Here is a 14,018-nt window from a genome sequence, read left to right as displayed (position 1 = left end):
CGAGGAGATGGTACACATGAAAGAAACAGCCCTGCACACATCGCGCAGAGCAACCCAGCGGATCGTGACGATTCCGATGCTGGCAGCCGTTGCTTTTATCTTGCAGTATTTGGAGGTTCCCGTTCCGCTGATGCCGAGCTTTTTGAAGCTTGATTTCAGTACGTTGCCAGCGCTGATCGGCGGACTCATGTACGGCCCTGTAGCGGGCATTATCATTGAAGTTTTGAAAAATACATTGCACATGCTCTTTAAAAATACAGACGGATTGTTGATCGGAGAGCTTGCCAACGTCGTGGCGGGCGCCAGCTTTATTTTGCCAGCCGTCCTTCTGCAACGCAGCGGTCAAGGGAAAAAAGGTTTTTTATCGGGCCTCGCGCTTGGAACGTTGCTGATGACGATCGTCATGGCTGTTGCCAATGCGTACGTCCTGCTCCCGGCATACGCCGCTCTTTATCAGATGCCGATGGCAGAGCTGTTGGCCATGTTCAACGCAACCAGCGTCTGGTCCCTGGTCATGGTCGGTATCGTTCCGTTCAACCTGTTCAAAGGGGTCGTGCTCGCACTGGTCGCGTATCCGGTCTACGCCAAGCTGGGTGCGCGCATTGCCCTCAGAACCACAAATTGACAACGGCTGCGCGACTTGCTAAGATATTCCCTAACAAAAAGCAGTTTAGCGAAAAGGCTATGAAAGGACCCGCAGTTATATCCTGGTTCCAGAGAGTCGGCCCTAGTCTGGAAGGCTGATACGAGGCGTACCTGCACCCCATCCTGAAGCCGCCAGCGACGAGCTGGTCCGGTTGCCCGCCGTTATCGGGTTGTTGAGTGGACTTATGGCTTGTGCCATGGTCAATCAGGGTGGTACCGCGGAAGTGAATCCTCCGTCCCTTTTTTGGGATGGGGGATTTTTTGCATTTTCATGTAAGAAAAAAGGAGCGTAGAAGGATGAAAGAGGACAAAGCGTTCGTAAAAGAAATTACACCGCAGTCGGAAGATTTCTCGCGCTGGTACATCGACGCGATCAAAAAAGCGGATTTGATGGATTACACGCCAGTGCGCGGCTGCATCGTCTTCAAACCGGATGGCTTCGAGCTGTGGGAGCGCATCCAGGAGGCGATGGACAAAAGATTCAAAGAGACGGGACACCGCAACGCCTACTTCCCAATGCTGATTCCCGAGTCCTTTTTCCAAAAAGAAAAAGAGCACATCGAGGGCTTCAACCCAGAGCTGCCTTGGGTGACGGAAGCGGGAGGAGAGCAGCTGGAGGAAAAGCTTGCCCTGCGCCCGACTTCGGAGACGATCATCGGACATATGTACGCGCAGTGGATTCAGAGCTACCGCGACTTGCCGATTCTGATTAACCAGTGGGCAAACGTGTTCCGCTGGGAAAAGCGCACCATGCCATTCTTGCGTACTTCAGAATTTTTGTGGCAGGAAGGCCATACCGCCCATGCGAACGAGGAAGAAGCGCGCCAGGAGACCATGCAAATGCTGGAGATTTATCGCGAGGTTGTGGAGCAGGAGCTGGCGATTCCGGTATGGAAAGGGCAAAAAACGCCAAGCGAGCGCTTTGCAGGAGCAGTCGACACGTACTCCATCGAGGCGATGATGAAGGATGGCAAAGCGGTGCAGGCCGGAACCTCCCACTACTTGGGCGACAAGTTTGCGCGCGGCTTTGAGATCAAGTTCCTGGATCGCGACAATCAGTTCAAATACGTGCATACGACTTCATGGGGCAGCTCTACCCGCTTGATCGGCGCGATGATCATGGTGCACGGCGACGACCGCGGCTTGGCTTTGCCGCCGCGGATGGCACCGACTCAGGTCATCATGATCCCAGTCGGACCGATGAAGCTGCGCGATCAGGTCATGGTTGCATTCGATCCGCTATTCGACGAGATCAAAGCGGCAGGCGTTCGCGTCCGGGCAGACTTGCGCGAGGAAACTCCGGGCTGGAAGTTCAACGAATGGGAGATGCGCGGTGTGCCGCTGCGTCTGGAGCTTGGACCGCGCGACGTGGAAAACGGCCAGGCGATTCTCGCCCGCCGCGATACCGGAGAGAAAATAACCGTGCCACTGGAAGGCATTGCGCAGACGATTGCCCAATTGCTCGAAGACATCCAGCAAAATATGTTCCAAAAAGCGCTGGCCTTCCGGGAAGCCCATTCGCATCTCGGAATCGATACGCTCGCGCAGCTGTCCGCGCACATCGAAAAATGTGAGAACGAAAACACGCCAAGCGGCTGGGTGCTCGCAGGCTGGTGCGGAGACGATGCGTGTGAGTCCAAGGTCAAGGAAGAGACGAAGTTCACGTCCCGCAACATTCCGTTTGAACCGCCTGCACAAAAATCGGTCTGCATTTGCTGCGGCAAAGAGGCGAAGCATACAGTTTGGTTTGGCCGCTCGTACTAAGGTTTCATTTAATAAACAAAACAAAAAAGGGAGTGCTCCCCGTACGTAACGGAGCACTCCTTTTTGTATCCACAGAAGTCAGCGTGTGCGGGCAAGTTGTAAAGTATTTCCATTAACGTAATTTATCATTCGAGTAAAAAGTATATACATAAAAGTGAATATTTTGTATTTTTATTGATGGTTATAGAAACGACTCCACGAAGTATGTAATGTACATGGACCCATGGGATGGTCAACATTTTACTATGACTTATGACTCTTTCTTGGATAGCTCAAGACAAGAATAGATTGGCTCATTGTATGGTTTTGAGTCAGAATAATTTAAGGAGGGCAGTTGTATGAAGAGATATGTTTGGACATTGTTCGGTGCAGTTATAGTTGCTGGAATATCATTGGCTACTTGGGCTGGTGCATCCAATCAAGGGAATAAGGAAGCACTAAATGCATACAAGAAAATGGAACAAGCCCGGAATCAAGAGAACAAATCTTTGAACGAATCGAGCAATAATTTTACGCTGTCAGACTTCTCAATTCCAGGAGCTTTGTTGTCAGAAGCGGATAAAATCAGCAAATACAAAGGTTCGAACGTTCATGAGTTATTGACTGCGCATGATGAGAAGCTTTCGTTTATTATGGAAGGTGATGAAGTAAAAGGTATCGCTATAGCAACAGATACGGAGCCAATCATGGCAGGTGGTGAAAAAACCGGCCCTGAATTGTTTGACCTTCATGAAAAAATAAAAAACGATCTTGGTGACAATGTCAACATTATGTACTTTAGTTATGCAGGCGGATTTGTTTTTGTTGCTACTGATAACAAAGGGGAGGAAAGCTTGTGGCTCGATCAACGCGCTGCTCAGTTTCTGGAGCTTTCTCCTCACGTTCAACTCGATTCCGAAGAAGTTTTGCAACGAATCCGAAACAATATAAATCAATAAAATGACAAGGGGGCGTCTCTTCGTCGAGCAATCGACTTTTGAGGCAGCCCCTTCGTATTATGCGGTCAAAATCCGTATATGAAAAAATCTCAGCCATGCAAGACTGTCTATTAACGAAGTAATAGCAGGTTAGGCAACCCGAATCAATCAGCGGCCAAGCACCCAGTCAACAAACGCCTGCGCGTCAGAAAAGCGATAGTCCGGCTCAGGATCGAAGCTCCCGGCCTTCTGGGTGACAAGCAGCCAGTCAACGCCGACCGTAGTCAGCCCTGCGGCGCGTCCCGCGATAATGTCTGCGTCGCTGTCGCCCACAAAAATCGCATTCTCGGCTGTAGCTCCCAGCTGTTTCAGCGCTGTGAAAATGCCTTCCGGATGCGGCTTCGGCTCGGTCACCTCATCGCCTGTGATCACGACAGAAAAATACTTTTCCAATCCCCACTCGCGCAGCGATATATCTGCACTTCTGCGCCCTTTTCCCGTCACGACTCCCATCTGAATGCCCGCAGAATGCAACTGTTCAAGCATCTTTGCAAGCTGCGGAGGATTTTGCACCTGAGCGTGCTCAAGCGTGTACACATGGAAAAAATGATCGAGAGCGGCTTCGTGTTCATGGGCGGGCAGCTTGTTTTGCAAAATGCCAGTTTCGGTTGGACCAAACATCGCTACGATTTGCGCATCGGAGTAGTGCTCTTGCAAAAAGCGCTGAAAAGTAGAGCGAAAGGCCGTGAAAATGAGTGGGAGCGTATCGGCGACTGTACCGTCAAAATCAAACAAAATCGTGCGCATGGCTGCCCCTCCTTTGGAATAAAAAAAGAAAAACCATCTCTCTTGATGGTTTTCCTGGTGTTGGTCGATTTCCTTTTTACAGCTTTACAGCGGCTTGTTCTGGTCGTCTTGCTCCTCAAACTGCTCTTCCGAATCGTCTGTCGGCTCAGCAGGCGTCAGCGGAAACAAGACATCGAAAAACTTGAACTTGCGGCGGCCTTGCTCGTTTTTGAAGCCTTTGTACTTTTGCAACAGGTCGCTGATGTCGTCCACCAACTGATTGCGTTCTTCCTGGCTCAAATAAAATTCAGTCAGGTTGAAAGCAAAAGTATTCTGGTATTCCTTGCGAACATCCTGATCGCTTGCAACGAAACGATTGAGTGTCCTCATGAGATCCTTTTCTGTGGTGCGAAACGGAGTGAACATGACGTCACTCAATTGCTGTGCATTTTCTTCAATCATAAGCTGAAGCTTAACCTGAATCACCTTGGCGACTGGCTCGTAGTATTTCTCCACGATGGAACCTTTGACGCGGGTATCTACCTGTTCGAGCAAACCAACACGCACAAGTTCCTTCACGTGGTAGTGAAGACGTGCAGCATTTTCGCCTAGTTCCGTAGCGATTTGTTTGGCCGTACGCGGCTCCAAATCCTCGAAGAGTTCTAGAATCTTAACCCGTTCTGCTATGGCAAGGGATTTAAGCGCTTCTGGATCCGTTACTTCAAAAAACTCTTTCATGCCAATTCTCACCATCCAACTGACTAGGCCATTTTTTTATTTTTCTTAATTAATTCTATCGTTTTCTGCTAGAAAGCGCAACGTATATGCGGATGAAGTACCTGTAAGCTTGTGGTAAAATGAAACCAGTGATTTTTACGGGGGGATGAGCATGATCGAAACCGGACAAGCCGCGCCTTTATTTACTTTGCAGGCAAACAATGAACAGACGATTTCGCTTTCGCAATACCGCGGAAAAAATGTCGTGCTTTATTTTTATCCAAAAGACATGACGCCGGGCTGCACGACCGAAGCGTGCGATTTTCGAGACTATCACCCGATGTTCGCGGAGCTGGACACTGTCGTGCTCGGAATCAGCCCGGATTCCGTGAAGTCGCACGACAAGTTTATTGCGAAGCACGAGCTGCCGTTTGTGCTTTTGGCCGATCCGGAGCATGAAGTTGCGGAGGCGTACGGCGTTTGGGTGCTGAAAAAAATGTACGGCCGCGAGTACATGGGAATTGAGCGGAGCACTTTTGTGATCGACAAGGAAGGCAACATCGCCAAGGTGTGGCCGAAAGTGAAAGTAAAAGGGCACGTACAGGAAGTGCTCCAGTTTATCAAGGAAGAGCTGCAAAGCTAAAATCGGCGTTTAATACATAGTCATAGTACATAAAAGGAGGATTTTCTCATGGGTGTGTCTACCGAGTATGTCGTTCAAGCTTTTTGCCAATTGGCGAATATCCCGAGTCCGTCTGGCAACACAGAAAAAGTAATGGCGTGGGTCGCTGGGGAACTGGAGCAGCTTGGCGTGGAGTACAAACGGACGAACAAGGGAGCGATTGTCGCTACCGTGCCGGGGGCGCGTGATGACAAGGCGCGTTTGCTGACGGCGCACGTCGATACGCTGGGAGCCATGGTCAAAGAAATCAAAAGCAACGGACGCCTCAAGCTGACGTTGATCGGCGGTTTTGAGTTCAATGCCGTGGAAGGCGAGCACTGCACAGTGGAAACAGCGAGTGGCCGCCTGGTGACCGGGACGATTTTGTCTACGAAAGCATCTGTTCACGTCTATGGCCGTGAAGCAGGCAAGGCAGAAAGAACCGACTCCAACATGGAAGTTCGTCTGGACGAGAAAGTGACAAACCGCGAGCAAGTACAGGCGTTGGGCATTTCGGTTGGCGATTTTGTTTCGTTCGATCCGCGCGTGACGGTAACAGACAGCGGCTTTATCAAATCGCGTCACATCGACGACAAGGCAAGCGTTGCCGTTCTGTTGGGCGTGTTGAAAGCGCTTCGCGAGACGGGCCAACAACTGCCGTATACAACCCACTTTTTCATCAGCAACAACGAAGAAATCGGTTATGGCGGCAATTCCAGCATTCCAGCCAACGTCGTCGAGTATTTGGCGGTTGACATGGGCGCGATCGGCGACGGACAGACGACCGATGAATATTGCGTCTCGATTTGCGCGAAGGATTCCTCCGGGCCGTACCATTACGGATTGCGCAGCCACTTGACACGTTTGGCGCAGCAAAATGGACTGAATTACGCGGTAGACATTTATCCGTTCTACGGATCAGACGCGAGCGCGGCGCTCAGGGCCGGATACGACATTGTTCACGGCTTGATCGGTCCTGGCGTGGACGCCTCCCACTCCCATGAGCGCACGCATACAGAAGCGCTCGACAATACAGCGAAGCTCGTCATGGCTTACCTGGCTTCCGAGGACATGCAAGCATAGGAGGGCGGCATGAGCAATATGTATCAATGGGCTGATTACTATGACCTGATGCAGCGCGGACTTGCTGGCGATGTTGAGTTTTATTTGGAAGAAGCGAAGCAAGCTGGCGGAAAAGTGCTCGATCTGGCCTGTGGGACGGGAAGGATTGCAATCCCGCTGGCTCAGGCCGGAATCGAGGTTACGGGGATCGACCTGTCGCAAGAGATGCTGGCGAAAGCGCAGGAAAAAGCAGATGCGCAAGGCGTCAGCGCCGGATTGAAGCTGTTGCAGGGAGATATGCGCAACTTCGAACTGGGGGAAACCTTTTCGCTGATCATGATCCCGTTTCGCTCGTTTTTACATCTCTTGCACGTTCAGGAACAGATGAAGGCGCTTGCCTGTATTCGCAAGCATTTGGCGCCAGGCGGCAAGCTCGTCATGAACGTCTTTGTACCGAAGATCAATCATTTTTACGAAGAAAATGAAAAGATGTCCCTGCGCGGCACACAGATGTTGCCTTCGGGAGAAGAACTGTCGATGTGGGACTACACCCGCTACGATCACTTCCAGCAGTTGTGCGAAGTGACCCGCATCTACGAGCGCACAGATGCAAACGGAGTGGTAACCGAGCGGCTGAAGGGACGTTTTGCCTTGCGCTACATTTATCCGTCCGAATTTCATCACTTGTTGCGGTTGAACGGACTGAAAGTGACCAAACGGTACGGAACGTTTGCCAGAGCGCCTTTTGATGCGAGCAGTACGGAGCTGATTGTCGTTTGTGAGTCTGTGTAGCTTACTTGTTCCAGACAAAAACCAATGAAGGCGGGGATCGGAATGAAGATTTATACGAAATCGGGAGACAAAGGCGAAACTTCATTGGTAGCGGGAGTGCGCGTGCCCAAGTTTGCAGATCGCGTCGAGGCGTATGGAACGTGCGACGAGGCCAACTCCCAGATCGGGCTTGCCTTGTCCTTGTTGCCTGTGTCCGATGCGTGGCAAGAGCTGCAGGATGTTTTCCACATCATTCAAACCAAGCTGTTCCACGTAGGGGCAGAACTTGCCACGCCGGAAGGGAAAAAGGTCGGCTGGCCGATTGCAGAGGATGATGTTACGTTCCTGGAGGGGCAGATTGACCAGTTGGATGCCAGTCTGCCGCCGCTCACGAACTTTATTTTGCCGGGAGGACATCCCGCTGCTGCTGCCTTCCATGTCGCCCGCACGATGGTGAGACGCGCAGAGCGAAAAGCCGTCCACGTTGCCCAGCAGGAACAGGTGAATCCGTCGGTGGTCAAATATCTCAACCGCCTGTCTGACTATCTGTTCGTCGTCGCCCGTCACGTGAACAAAGAGACGGGTTCTGTGGAGAAAACACTGCATGAATAAACAAAAGTCCCTGATTTTTCAGGGGCTTTTTCTTTTTGGCGGATCGTTATGAAAGATAGGTGGAGATTCCTGGGCGAAAGGCGATTTTTTCTGTGGAAAAGGTGTCGTACAGCCGTTCGGCGTCCCGGCAGGCATTGCCTTCGAGCAGCATCGTCAGCTGGGTGTTGGTTATCGGAAAAAAGGAGAAGCCCTCCATTGCGTTGATGACTGGTTTCATGAAGGCGAGCGGGATGTGGATTTTGCGCACTTTTTGCTTGCCGAGCACCTCGCCGATCGTATCGAGAATTTGTTCGTAGGAGACGGGAGCAGGCCCGCCTGTTTCGTACGTCTGATTGGTTGCCTCGCGATGGTTCAAGGCTTGGACAAAGACGTCCGCTACTGTTTTTCGCGCTACAGGCTGCAACAGGTAAGAGCCGTTTCCGAGCACAGGAGTGACTGGCATGCGAACAAGATCGGCCAGCATGTTTACAAACTCGTCGCCAGGCCCGAAAATGACCGATGGCTGAAAAATGACGTAAGGGATGCCGCTTGCTTTGACAAGTTGCTCCGCTTTGTATTTCGTAAGATGGTACTGGCTCGTGGCGTTTTCTCGCGAACCGAGTGCGCTCATGTGGACGAAGCGTTTTACGCCATGCAGTTTGGCTGCTTCCAGTACGTTGCGCGTGCCGTCGACGTGAATCCGCGAAAAAGTGATTCCTTTTCCCGGCTGCTCGCGAATAATTCCGACCAGGTGAATGACGGCGTCGCAGCCTGCCATGGCTGTTTTCAGCGATTCAGCGTCCAGTATATCCCCAGCCACTTCCGTCACGCTTCCAGGGCCAGTCACCTCAGGGAGCAGTTTGCCTTTTGAATCTGCCCGACCTGGCCGGGACAAGCAAACGGTATCGTAGCCTTCTGCAATCAGACGATCCAGCACGCCTTTGCCGACAAAGCCGGTAGCTCCTGTCAGGAAAACTTTCATTCATATCGCCCCCTGTTAAATGATTCCAAGCTTATTGTACATCAGGTCACGAACTGCTTTCCATGGCTTGCGACGATTGCCGAGCTGTTCAAGATCGGTATAATGTAGGAAAAAGGGGGATATATTTATGGCACAACGCAAAGTACCCGTTGCAGACATTCTGGACACACTTCAGCAGATGTACCCGGATGCACACTGCGAGTTGAATTATACAACCCCGTTTGAGCTTTTGATCGCTACGATTCTTTCGGCGCAATGCACGGATAAGCGGGTGAATGAAATTACAGAACCGATGTTCAAACAGCTGAACCAGCCGGAACACTATTTGCATCTGACGCAGGAAGAAATGGAAGAGCATATAAGAGGGCTGGGCTTGTACAAGAATAAGAGTAAAAACATTTTGGAGACCTGTAGAATCTTGTACGAAAAGTACAATGGAGAGGTGCCGCGAACGCACGCCGAGCTGGAGGCGTTGCCGGGAGTAGGTAGAAAAACGGCCAACGTCGTGCTCTCCAATGCGTACGGTGTCCCGGCGATTGCGGTCGATACCCATGTGTTTCGTGTCGGGAATCGCCTGGGCCTTGCCAAGAGCGACAATGTGGACGAAGTAGAGCGTCAGCTGATGAAGAAGATTCCGCGCGAAAAATGGTCGGATGCGCATCATTGGCTGATTTGGCACGGGAGAAGAGTGTGCACGGCGCGCAATCCGAAATGCGATCAATGCCAACTGCAATCCATGTGCAAATACGCTTTGACCGAAGCGAAAAAGGCAGCAAAAGCTTGATTTCCATTTCTTTCTCCGCAATTCGGCGGAATGGATATTGACAGTTTTCGCCGAATAGACGTACACTTATTTAAAGTAATTCTAATCAATGACAAACAGAGTTGATTGATCTTTTGTCTTGCGAAGACTGTGGGGTGTGACAATATGGCACAGCGTGTAGAAAAAGCTGTAGAAATCCTCAAAAACACCGGGGTTCGGATGACACCTCAACGCCATGCAATCTTAACCTATTTGCTGGAGACGATGACTCACCCGACGGCTGACGAAATATACAAAGCTCTCGAAGGCAAATTCCCCAATATGAGCGTCGCGACGATTTACAACAACCTCAGGGTTTTTAAAGATGCGGGTTTGGTAATTGAGCTGACCTACGGGGATGCTTCCAGCCGCTTCGATGCCAATGTGGAAGAAGACCATTACCACGCGATCTGCTCTAGCTGTGGGGCGATCCGGGACTTCCATTTCCCGTACTTGCGGGAGGCGGAAGAGGCTGCGGCGAGAGATATCGGGTTCAAAGTCACCGGCCATCGGATGGAAGTATATGGCGTCTGCGAGTCCTGTCAAAAGAGTACCCTAAATTGAGTTATGTGGATGAACACCTTTTGCCTCAACGAATGTCGAAGAGTTGAGGCAGAAGGTGTTTTTCTGTTGAAATGTGTAACGTTTTGGCTGTTTCAAACGTCTTTTTTTGGAGGGAGAACGGCTCGTCCTGCGTTTTCCAGTATACAAAAGGTTGTGAATCGTTTGAACCAAGGCTATGATCGAAATATTGCAGGAATGATACAGATGATCGGAACCGTGGCGAAAGCCCGTTGGTTGGGAGGAGGGTATAACCGTGAGCATGCAGCTTAATACAGTACCTCGTCCCAGACGCAGAAGGGGAAGAGCGCTGCGCAGACTTTTCATGCTGATGTTTTTCTTGCTCGCCATCTTTGGGAGCATTTACTGGTTTTTCGTGCTGCGGGCGTCAACGGAACATGTGCAGCCGTACGACGGCGCCAAAGATGTCATCGTCTTTGAAGGAAAGCGCATGGATGCCACTTACTTGCTCGACGGGGAGCAAATCTTGCTTCCTTTTGATTTCATTAAAGAGAAAATCGACCCGGCGATCTTTTGGGATGAGCCTACCCGTTCTGTAATCGTGACGACGAAGGACAAAGTTTTGCGGATGGAGAGCGGGGAAGTCGTAGCTCATCTGAACAAGCAGCCAGTCAATTTGCAGGTGCCCGTGAAGGAAGTGGAAGGAAAGCGCTATGTGCCGCTTGATCCGCTCACCAAGCTGTATCCGTTTGCCTTCGAGCGAAAAGCCGATACAGGCGTGCTCCTTGTAGAGCAGGAAGGGTACGAGATCGAGCAGGCGCATGTGATCGATGGAGAGGAAAAGCAGCTCGTCCGTGTTGGAGCCTCTCACCGGACACCGATCGTAAGCGAGCTATCCTCCGGGGATACAGTTGATGTTCTCGGAGAACAGGAAGGCTATTACCGCGTGTTGACAGCATCCGGGATTGCAGGCTTTCTTCCGGAGAAAAGCGTTGAGATGTCCGGAAAGCGAAAGGTCAGCTTGCAGCATGCCGGGTCTTCTGGCGAGCAAGTCGCATGGAAGCCTGATGGGCAAAAGGTGAACATGGTTTGGGAGCACGTCGTCAGCAAAAATCCGAATGTCGCCCAGATCGAGACGCTGCCTGGCGTCAATGTGATCGCACCTACCTGGTTTGAATTGAAAGATGCAGAAGGAACGCTTATAAACCGAGCGGACTCGGCGTATGTAAAATGGGCGCATAAGCGCGGCTACCAAGTGTGGGGGCTGGTCACGAACGGCTTCAACCCGGACTGGACCCAATCCGTTCTCGGCAGCTACGACAAGCGAGACAAGCTGATTGTCCAGTTGATCCACTATGCCCACTTGTATGATTTGGACGGCATCAACATCGACTTTGAAAACGTGTATTATGAGGACAAGGAGCGGCTCGTCCAGTTTGTCCGCGAGCTGACGCCTTACTTGCATCAGCAAGGACTAACCGTTTCCATCGATGTGACAATCAAGTCCAACGCCAAGACGTGGTCGATGTTTCTGGATCGCAAAGCATTGGCCGAAGTCGTCGACTACATGGCTGTCATGACCTACGATGAGCATTGGGCGGCAAGCCCGAAAGCAGGCTCGGTGGCGTCATTGCCATGGGTCGAAGCAGGCTTGCAAGGAGTATTGGAAGAAGTGCCGAACGAAAAGCTGCTTTTGGGTGTTCCTTTTTACACAAGATTGTGGACAGAAGCCAAGCAGGCTGACGGAACAGTCAAGGTAAGCTCCAAGGCGCTGTCCATGCCGAGAGCGCAGGAGTGGATAGCGGAGCGAAAGCTGACTCCGGTCCTGGATAAAGCATCTGGTCAGCAGTATGTGGAATACCGCGATCCCAAAGACGGGAATGTCTACAAGATGTGGTTGGAGGACGTCTCGTCCATGGCAAAGCGGATGGAGTTAGTGAAGAAATACGATTTGGCTGGAGTCGCCTCGTGGCGGCGAGGGTTCGAAGTGCCGGAGATTTGGCCGACCATCGAGGAAGGCTTGAAAAACGCTATAACCGCTCAGTAAAAAAGAAGCCACCTGCTGCCCGAATGGGAAAGTGCAGGTGGCTTATTGCATCTCGAACGAATGAGAAATCGATCATGTCTGGTTTTGCTGGGGCTGCCCGTCTTCCAGACGCAAAGGCTGTCCGCAAAACATACAGGCATCTTCTTTCCCAAGCATTTTCGTTACTTTTTGGCACGAAGGACATTCTACTTGAGGAGCAGAGGTAGATACCATGCCGGAGATCATAAACAAGACGGTGCTGCCCATCGTCAAAATAAAGCCGATGATCAAAAGCAGCGTCATGAAGATGTGAGAGCCTTTTAACAGGTTGCCAAGGAAAGGTATAAAGTCCAGATATCCTCCGAAAAAAGCGTACCCTGTATACATCAGCAAAATGCCGATCACCATGCTCCAGTTACCCCATGTGCGCATGCGTTTGATTTTGCTCAGGCGTTCAGTTTTTTTCATCATCATTCCTCCTACTATACAGTATAGCATACAAAGGATTTGTCTGTTGACAAGCAGGAAACGGACAAATCGTGTAGAATCCATAAGTTCAACCCAGGGGCAGGGAGGAACACCGACATGGCAATGAAGCGAGAGGAGAGTCAGCAAACGTATCTGAATAAGCTGCGGCAGCGCCCGGATGTACAAGCTGTGCTGGTTTTGCCTGTTTCGGATCTGCTGGTTCCGTTTCGCGATGGCGCCTTTTATCTTGTCGTGGTCAACCAGCCGCAAGCAGAGGGAAAAATCCGCCGTCTGCACATTCAGGGACGAGTGGTCATGGAGCAACAGATTAGTACCTGGCAGCTTGAAAAAGGGGCGGTTAGCGGTCTGGATGAACGTCTGGCTGCGTTGCTTTGGAGAGCGGATATTGTCTGGGACAAAGACGGTTATATGAAGCAGATGAAGATTCGGCTGAGTCGTCTGCCTGTTGCGCTGCAAAAAAAGTTTATCTGTAGGGAGTATTCCCAACTCCTCCGTTTTTTCCACGAGACAAAAGAGTTTCTTCAGCAAGGACTGATCTTGGATGCCCATCATGCGCTCATCCAATCGCTGCATTCGTGGGCGAGGCTGATCGTGTACGAAGCGGGGGAACATCCGCAGGCTGCGCTGTGGTCCCAGGTAAAACAGATGGACTCATCGGTATTCAAACTGTATGAGGAGTTGTCCATTAATGGAGAAGCGTTGGAAAAGCGCATCGAGCTGCTTGTTCTCGCGATCGAGTTTTGGATTACGTCCAAAGTAAAAGAGTCCGTCACTTTCTTGATGGAGGTTATGGAATCAAAGGCAGGTCCGTGGCGCCTGGAGGAGCTTGTGAACCATCCGGCCATTGTAGATGCACAAATTGATGTCCCTCTTCTTATTGATAAAATGCTGCAAAGGCAATTGATTCAAGAAGTCGTTTTCACAGAGGGGGCAAATGGCGACAGAGAGTCAGGAGTAATATTGCTCAGGTAAAAGTTTTTAAATACTATTGACTTCTGGTTTTGCTACATGCTATATTAACAAACGTCGCTGCTGCGCAAGGAAATGCTGACAGCGAAAAAAGTGAAAAAAACACTTGATTTAATAAGTGGATCTGTGGTAAATTAAAAAAGTCGTCTCTGGGCGACAACGAAAAATGCTCTTTGAAAACTGAACAGCGAAAGCGTTGATGAGTCTATCATTAAATGATTGCCAGCTTTGAACCAGTAACAAACTTTATTGGAGAGTTTGATCCTGGCTCAGGACGAACGCTGGCGGCGTGCCTAATACATGCAAGTCGAGCG

15 protein-coding genes and 1 rRNA gene are annotated in these 14,018 nt (G+C 50.7%); 12 read left to right on the top strand and 4 right to left on the bottom strand.

The genetic code is table 11. From position 1 onward, the window contains the following. Positions 1 to 16: 16 nt before the first annotated feature. The 3 genes from M2298_RS21150 to M2298_RS21140 all read left to right on the top strand — a co-directional run bounded on the left by M2298_RS21150 (position 17) and on the right by M2298_RS21140 (position 3,347). Positions 17 to 625 carry an ECF transporter S component gene (locus M2298_RS21150; RefSeq protein WP_122966131.1) on the top strand — a complete coding sequence of 203 codons (609 nt, stop codon included), beginning with the start codon at positions 17 to 19 and terminating at the stop codon, positions 623 to 625. Positions 626 to 942: 317 nt separating this feature from the next. Then, a complete protein-coding gene (gene proS, locus M2298_RS21145; protein ID WP_280649055.1) occupies positions 943 to 2,409 on the top strand; it encodes a proline--tRNA ligase in 1,467 nt (488 codons plus the stop codon). Between the two features lie 338 nt (positions 2,410 to 2,747). Continuing rightward, positions 2,748 to 3,347 (top strand): hypothetical protein, encoded by a 600-nt coding sequence (locus M2298_RS21140; RefSeq protein ID WP_280649054.1) that lies wholly within the window; start codon positions 2,748 to 2,750, stop codon positions 3,345 to 3,347. A gap of 147 nt (positions 3,348 to 3,494) precedes the next feature. Here the strand turns inward: M2298_RS21140 and M2298_RS21135 are convergent, their stop codons facing one another. Both M2298_RS21135 and M2298_RS21130 read right to left on the bottom strand, forming a co-directional pair. Further along, positions 3,495 to 4,133, bottom strand: coding sequence for an HAD family hydrolase (locus M2298_RS21135; protein WP_122966128.1), 639 nt, complete (start codon positions 4,131 to 4,133; stop codon positions 3,495 to 3,497). An 84-nt stretch (positions 4,134 to 4,217) separates the two neighbouring features. Continuing rightward, on the bottom strand, positions 4,218 to 4,850 hold the full coding sequence (locus tag M2298_RS21130) for an ArsR/SmtB family transcription factor (RefSeq protein ID WP_063228734.1): 633 nt from the start codon (positions 4,848 to 4,850) through the stop codon (positions 4,218 to 4,220). 151 nt (positions 4,851 to 5,001) lie between these two features. Between M2298_RS21130 and bcp the strand changes: the two genes are divergently transcribed. From bcp to M2298_RS21110, 4 genes are read left to right on the top strand one after another with little or no spacing between them, the layout of a single operon-like run. Further along, positions 5,002 to 5,472, top strand: coding sequence for a thioredoxin-dependent thiol peroxidase (bcp, locus tag M2298_RS21125; RefSeq protein WP_122966127.1), 471 nt, complete (start codon positions 5,002 to 5,004; stop codon positions 5,470 to 5,472). A gap of 48 nt (positions 5,473 to 5,520) precedes the next feature. Next, on the top strand, positions 5,521 to 6,573 hold the full coding sequence (locus M2298_RS21120) for a M42 family metallopeptidase (protein ID WP_173597073.1): 1,053 nt from the start codon (positions 5,521 to 5,523) through the stop codon (positions 6,571 to 6,573). Positions 6,574 to 6,582: 9 nt separating this feature from the next. Further along, positions 6,583 to 7,344, top strand: a complete 762-nt coding sequence (locus M2298_RS21115; protein WP_122966125.1) for a class I SAM-dependent methyltransferase — start codon at positions 6,583 to 6,585, stop codon at positions 7,342 to 7,344. Positions 7,345 to 7,386: 42 nt separating this feature from the next. Beyond that, entirely contained in the window at positions 7,387 to 7,935 is a 549-nt protein-coding gene (locus tag M2298_RS21110) for a cob(I)yrinic acid a,c-diamide adenosyltransferase (RefSeq protein WP_173597071.1), read from the top strand. A gap of 46 nt (positions 7,936 to 7,981) precedes the next feature. Here the strand turns inward: M2298_RS21110 and M2298_RS21105 are convergent, their stop codons facing one another. Further along, entirely contained in the window at positions 7,982 to 8,896 is a 915-nt protein-coding gene (locus M2298_RS21105) for a complex I NDUFA9 subunit family protein (RefSeq protein ID WP_122966123.1), read from the bottom strand. A gap of 127 nt (positions 8,897 to 9,023) precedes the next feature. Here M2298_RS21105 and nth point away from each other — a divergent pair, with 127 nt between their 5' ends. The 3 genes from nth to M2298_RS21090 all read left to right on the top strand — a co-directional run bounded on the left by nth (position 9,024) and on the right by M2298_RS21090 (position 12,267). Next, complete coding sequence (nth, locus tag M2298_RS21100) at positions 9,024 to 9,680, top strand: endonuclease III (RefSeq protein WP_122966122.1); 657 nt, start codon at positions 9,024 to 9,026, stop codon at positions 9,678 to 9,680. Between the two features lie 144 nt (positions 9,681 to 9,824). Next, positions 9,825 to 10,262, top strand: coding sequence for a peroxide-responsive transcriptional repressor PerR (gene perR, locus M2298_RS21095; RefSeq protein WP_063228727.1), 438 nt, complete (start codon positions 9,825 to 9,827; stop codon positions 10,260 to 10,262). Positions 10,263 to 10,521: 259 nt separating this feature from the next. Further along, entirely contained in the window at positions 10,522 to 12,267 is a 1,746-nt protein-coding gene (locus tag M2298_RS21090; protein ID WP_280649099.1) for a glycosyl hydrolase family 18 protein, read from the top strand. Between the two features lie 72 nt (positions 12,268 to 12,339). Here the strand turns inward: M2298_RS21090 and M2298_RS21085 are convergent, their stop codons facing one another. Further along, positions 12,340 to 12,714: a YgzB family protein gene (locus M2298_RS21085; RefSeq protein WP_005827746.1), complete on the bottom strand. Its 375-nt coding sequence runs from the start codon at positions 12,712 to 12,714 to the stop codon at positions 12,340 to 12,342. A gap of 117 nt (positions 12,715 to 12,831) precedes the next feature. On the opposite strand from M2298_RS21085, the gene M2298_RS21080 reads away from it, so the two are divergent. After that, entirely contained in the window at positions 12,832 to 13,707 is an 876-nt protein-coding gene (locus tag M2298_RS21080; RefSeq protein WP_122966121.1) for a hypothetical protein, read from the top strand. 243 nt (positions 13,708 to 13,950) lie between these two features. After that, positions 13,951 to 14,018, top strand: a 16S ribosomal RNA gene (locus tag M2298_RS21075); the annotation flags it as partial.

Origin of the sequence: Brevibacillus sp. 1238, from assembly GCF_029892995.1 — a bacterium.
Taxonomy (GTDB): domain Bacteria; phylum Bacillota; class Bacilli; order Brevibacillales; family Brevibacillaceae; genus Brevibacillus; species Brevibacillus parabrevis.
This window is presented reverse-complemented; position numbering and strand designations above follow the sequence as displayed.

Coding starts and splice junctions, on each gene's coding strand:
- M2298_RS21150 (WP_122966131.1), top strand. CDS start 17: ATGAAAGAAACAGCCCTGCACACATCGCGCAGAGCAACCCAGCGGATC.
- proS (WP_280649055.1), top strand. CDS start 943: ATGAAAGAGGACAAAGCGTTCGTAAAAGAAATTACACCGCAGTCGGAA.
- M2298_RS21140 (WP_280649054.1), top strand. CDS start 2,748: ATGAAGAGATATGTTTGGACATTGTTCGGTGCAGTTATAGTTGCTGGA.
- M2298_RS21135 (WP_122966128.1), bottom strand. CDS start 4,133: ATGCGCACGATTTTGTTTGATTTTGACGGTACAGTCGCCGATACGCTC.
- M2298_RS21130 (WP_063228734.1), bottom strand. CDS start 4,850: ATGAAAGAGTTTTTTGAAGTAACGGATCCAGAAGCGCTTAAATCCCTT.
- bcp (WP_122966127.1), top strand. CDS start 5,002: ATGATCGAAACCGGACAAGCCGCGCCTTTATTTACTTTGCAGGCAAAC.
- M2298_RS21120 (WP_173597073.1), top strand. CDS start 5,521: ATGGGTGTGTCTACCGAGTATGTCGTTCAAGCTTTTTGCCAATTGGCG.
- M2298_RS21115 (WP_122966125.1), top strand. CDS start 6,583: ATGAGCAATATGTATCAATGGGCTGATTACTATGACCTGATGCAGCGC.
- M2298_RS21110 (WP_173597071.1), top strand. CDS start 7,387: ATGAAGATTTATACGAAATCGGGAGACAAAGGCGAAACTTCATTGGTA.
- M2298_RS21105 (WP_122966123.1), bottom strand. CDS start 8,896: ATGAAAGTTTTCCTGACAGGAGCTACCGGCTTTGTCGGCAAAGGCGTG.
- nth (WP_122966122.1), top strand. CDS start 9,024: ATGGCACAACGCAAAGTACCCGTTGCAGACATTCTGGACACACTTCAG.
- perR (WP_063228727.1), top strand. CDS start 9,825: ATGGCACAGCGTGTAGAAAAAGCTGTAGAAATCCTCAAAAACACCGGG.
- M2298_RS21090 (WP_280649099.1), top strand. CDS start 10,522: ATGCAGCTTAATACAGTACCTCGTCCCAGACGCAGAAGGGGAAGAGCG.
- M2298_RS21085 (WP_005827746.1), bottom strand. CDS start 12,714: ATGAAAAAAACTGAACGCCTGAGCAAAATCAAACGCATGCGCACATGG.
- M2298_RS21080 (WP_122966121.1), top strand. CDS start 12,832: ATGGCAATGAAGCGAGAGGAGAGTCAGCAAACGTATCTGAATAAGCTG.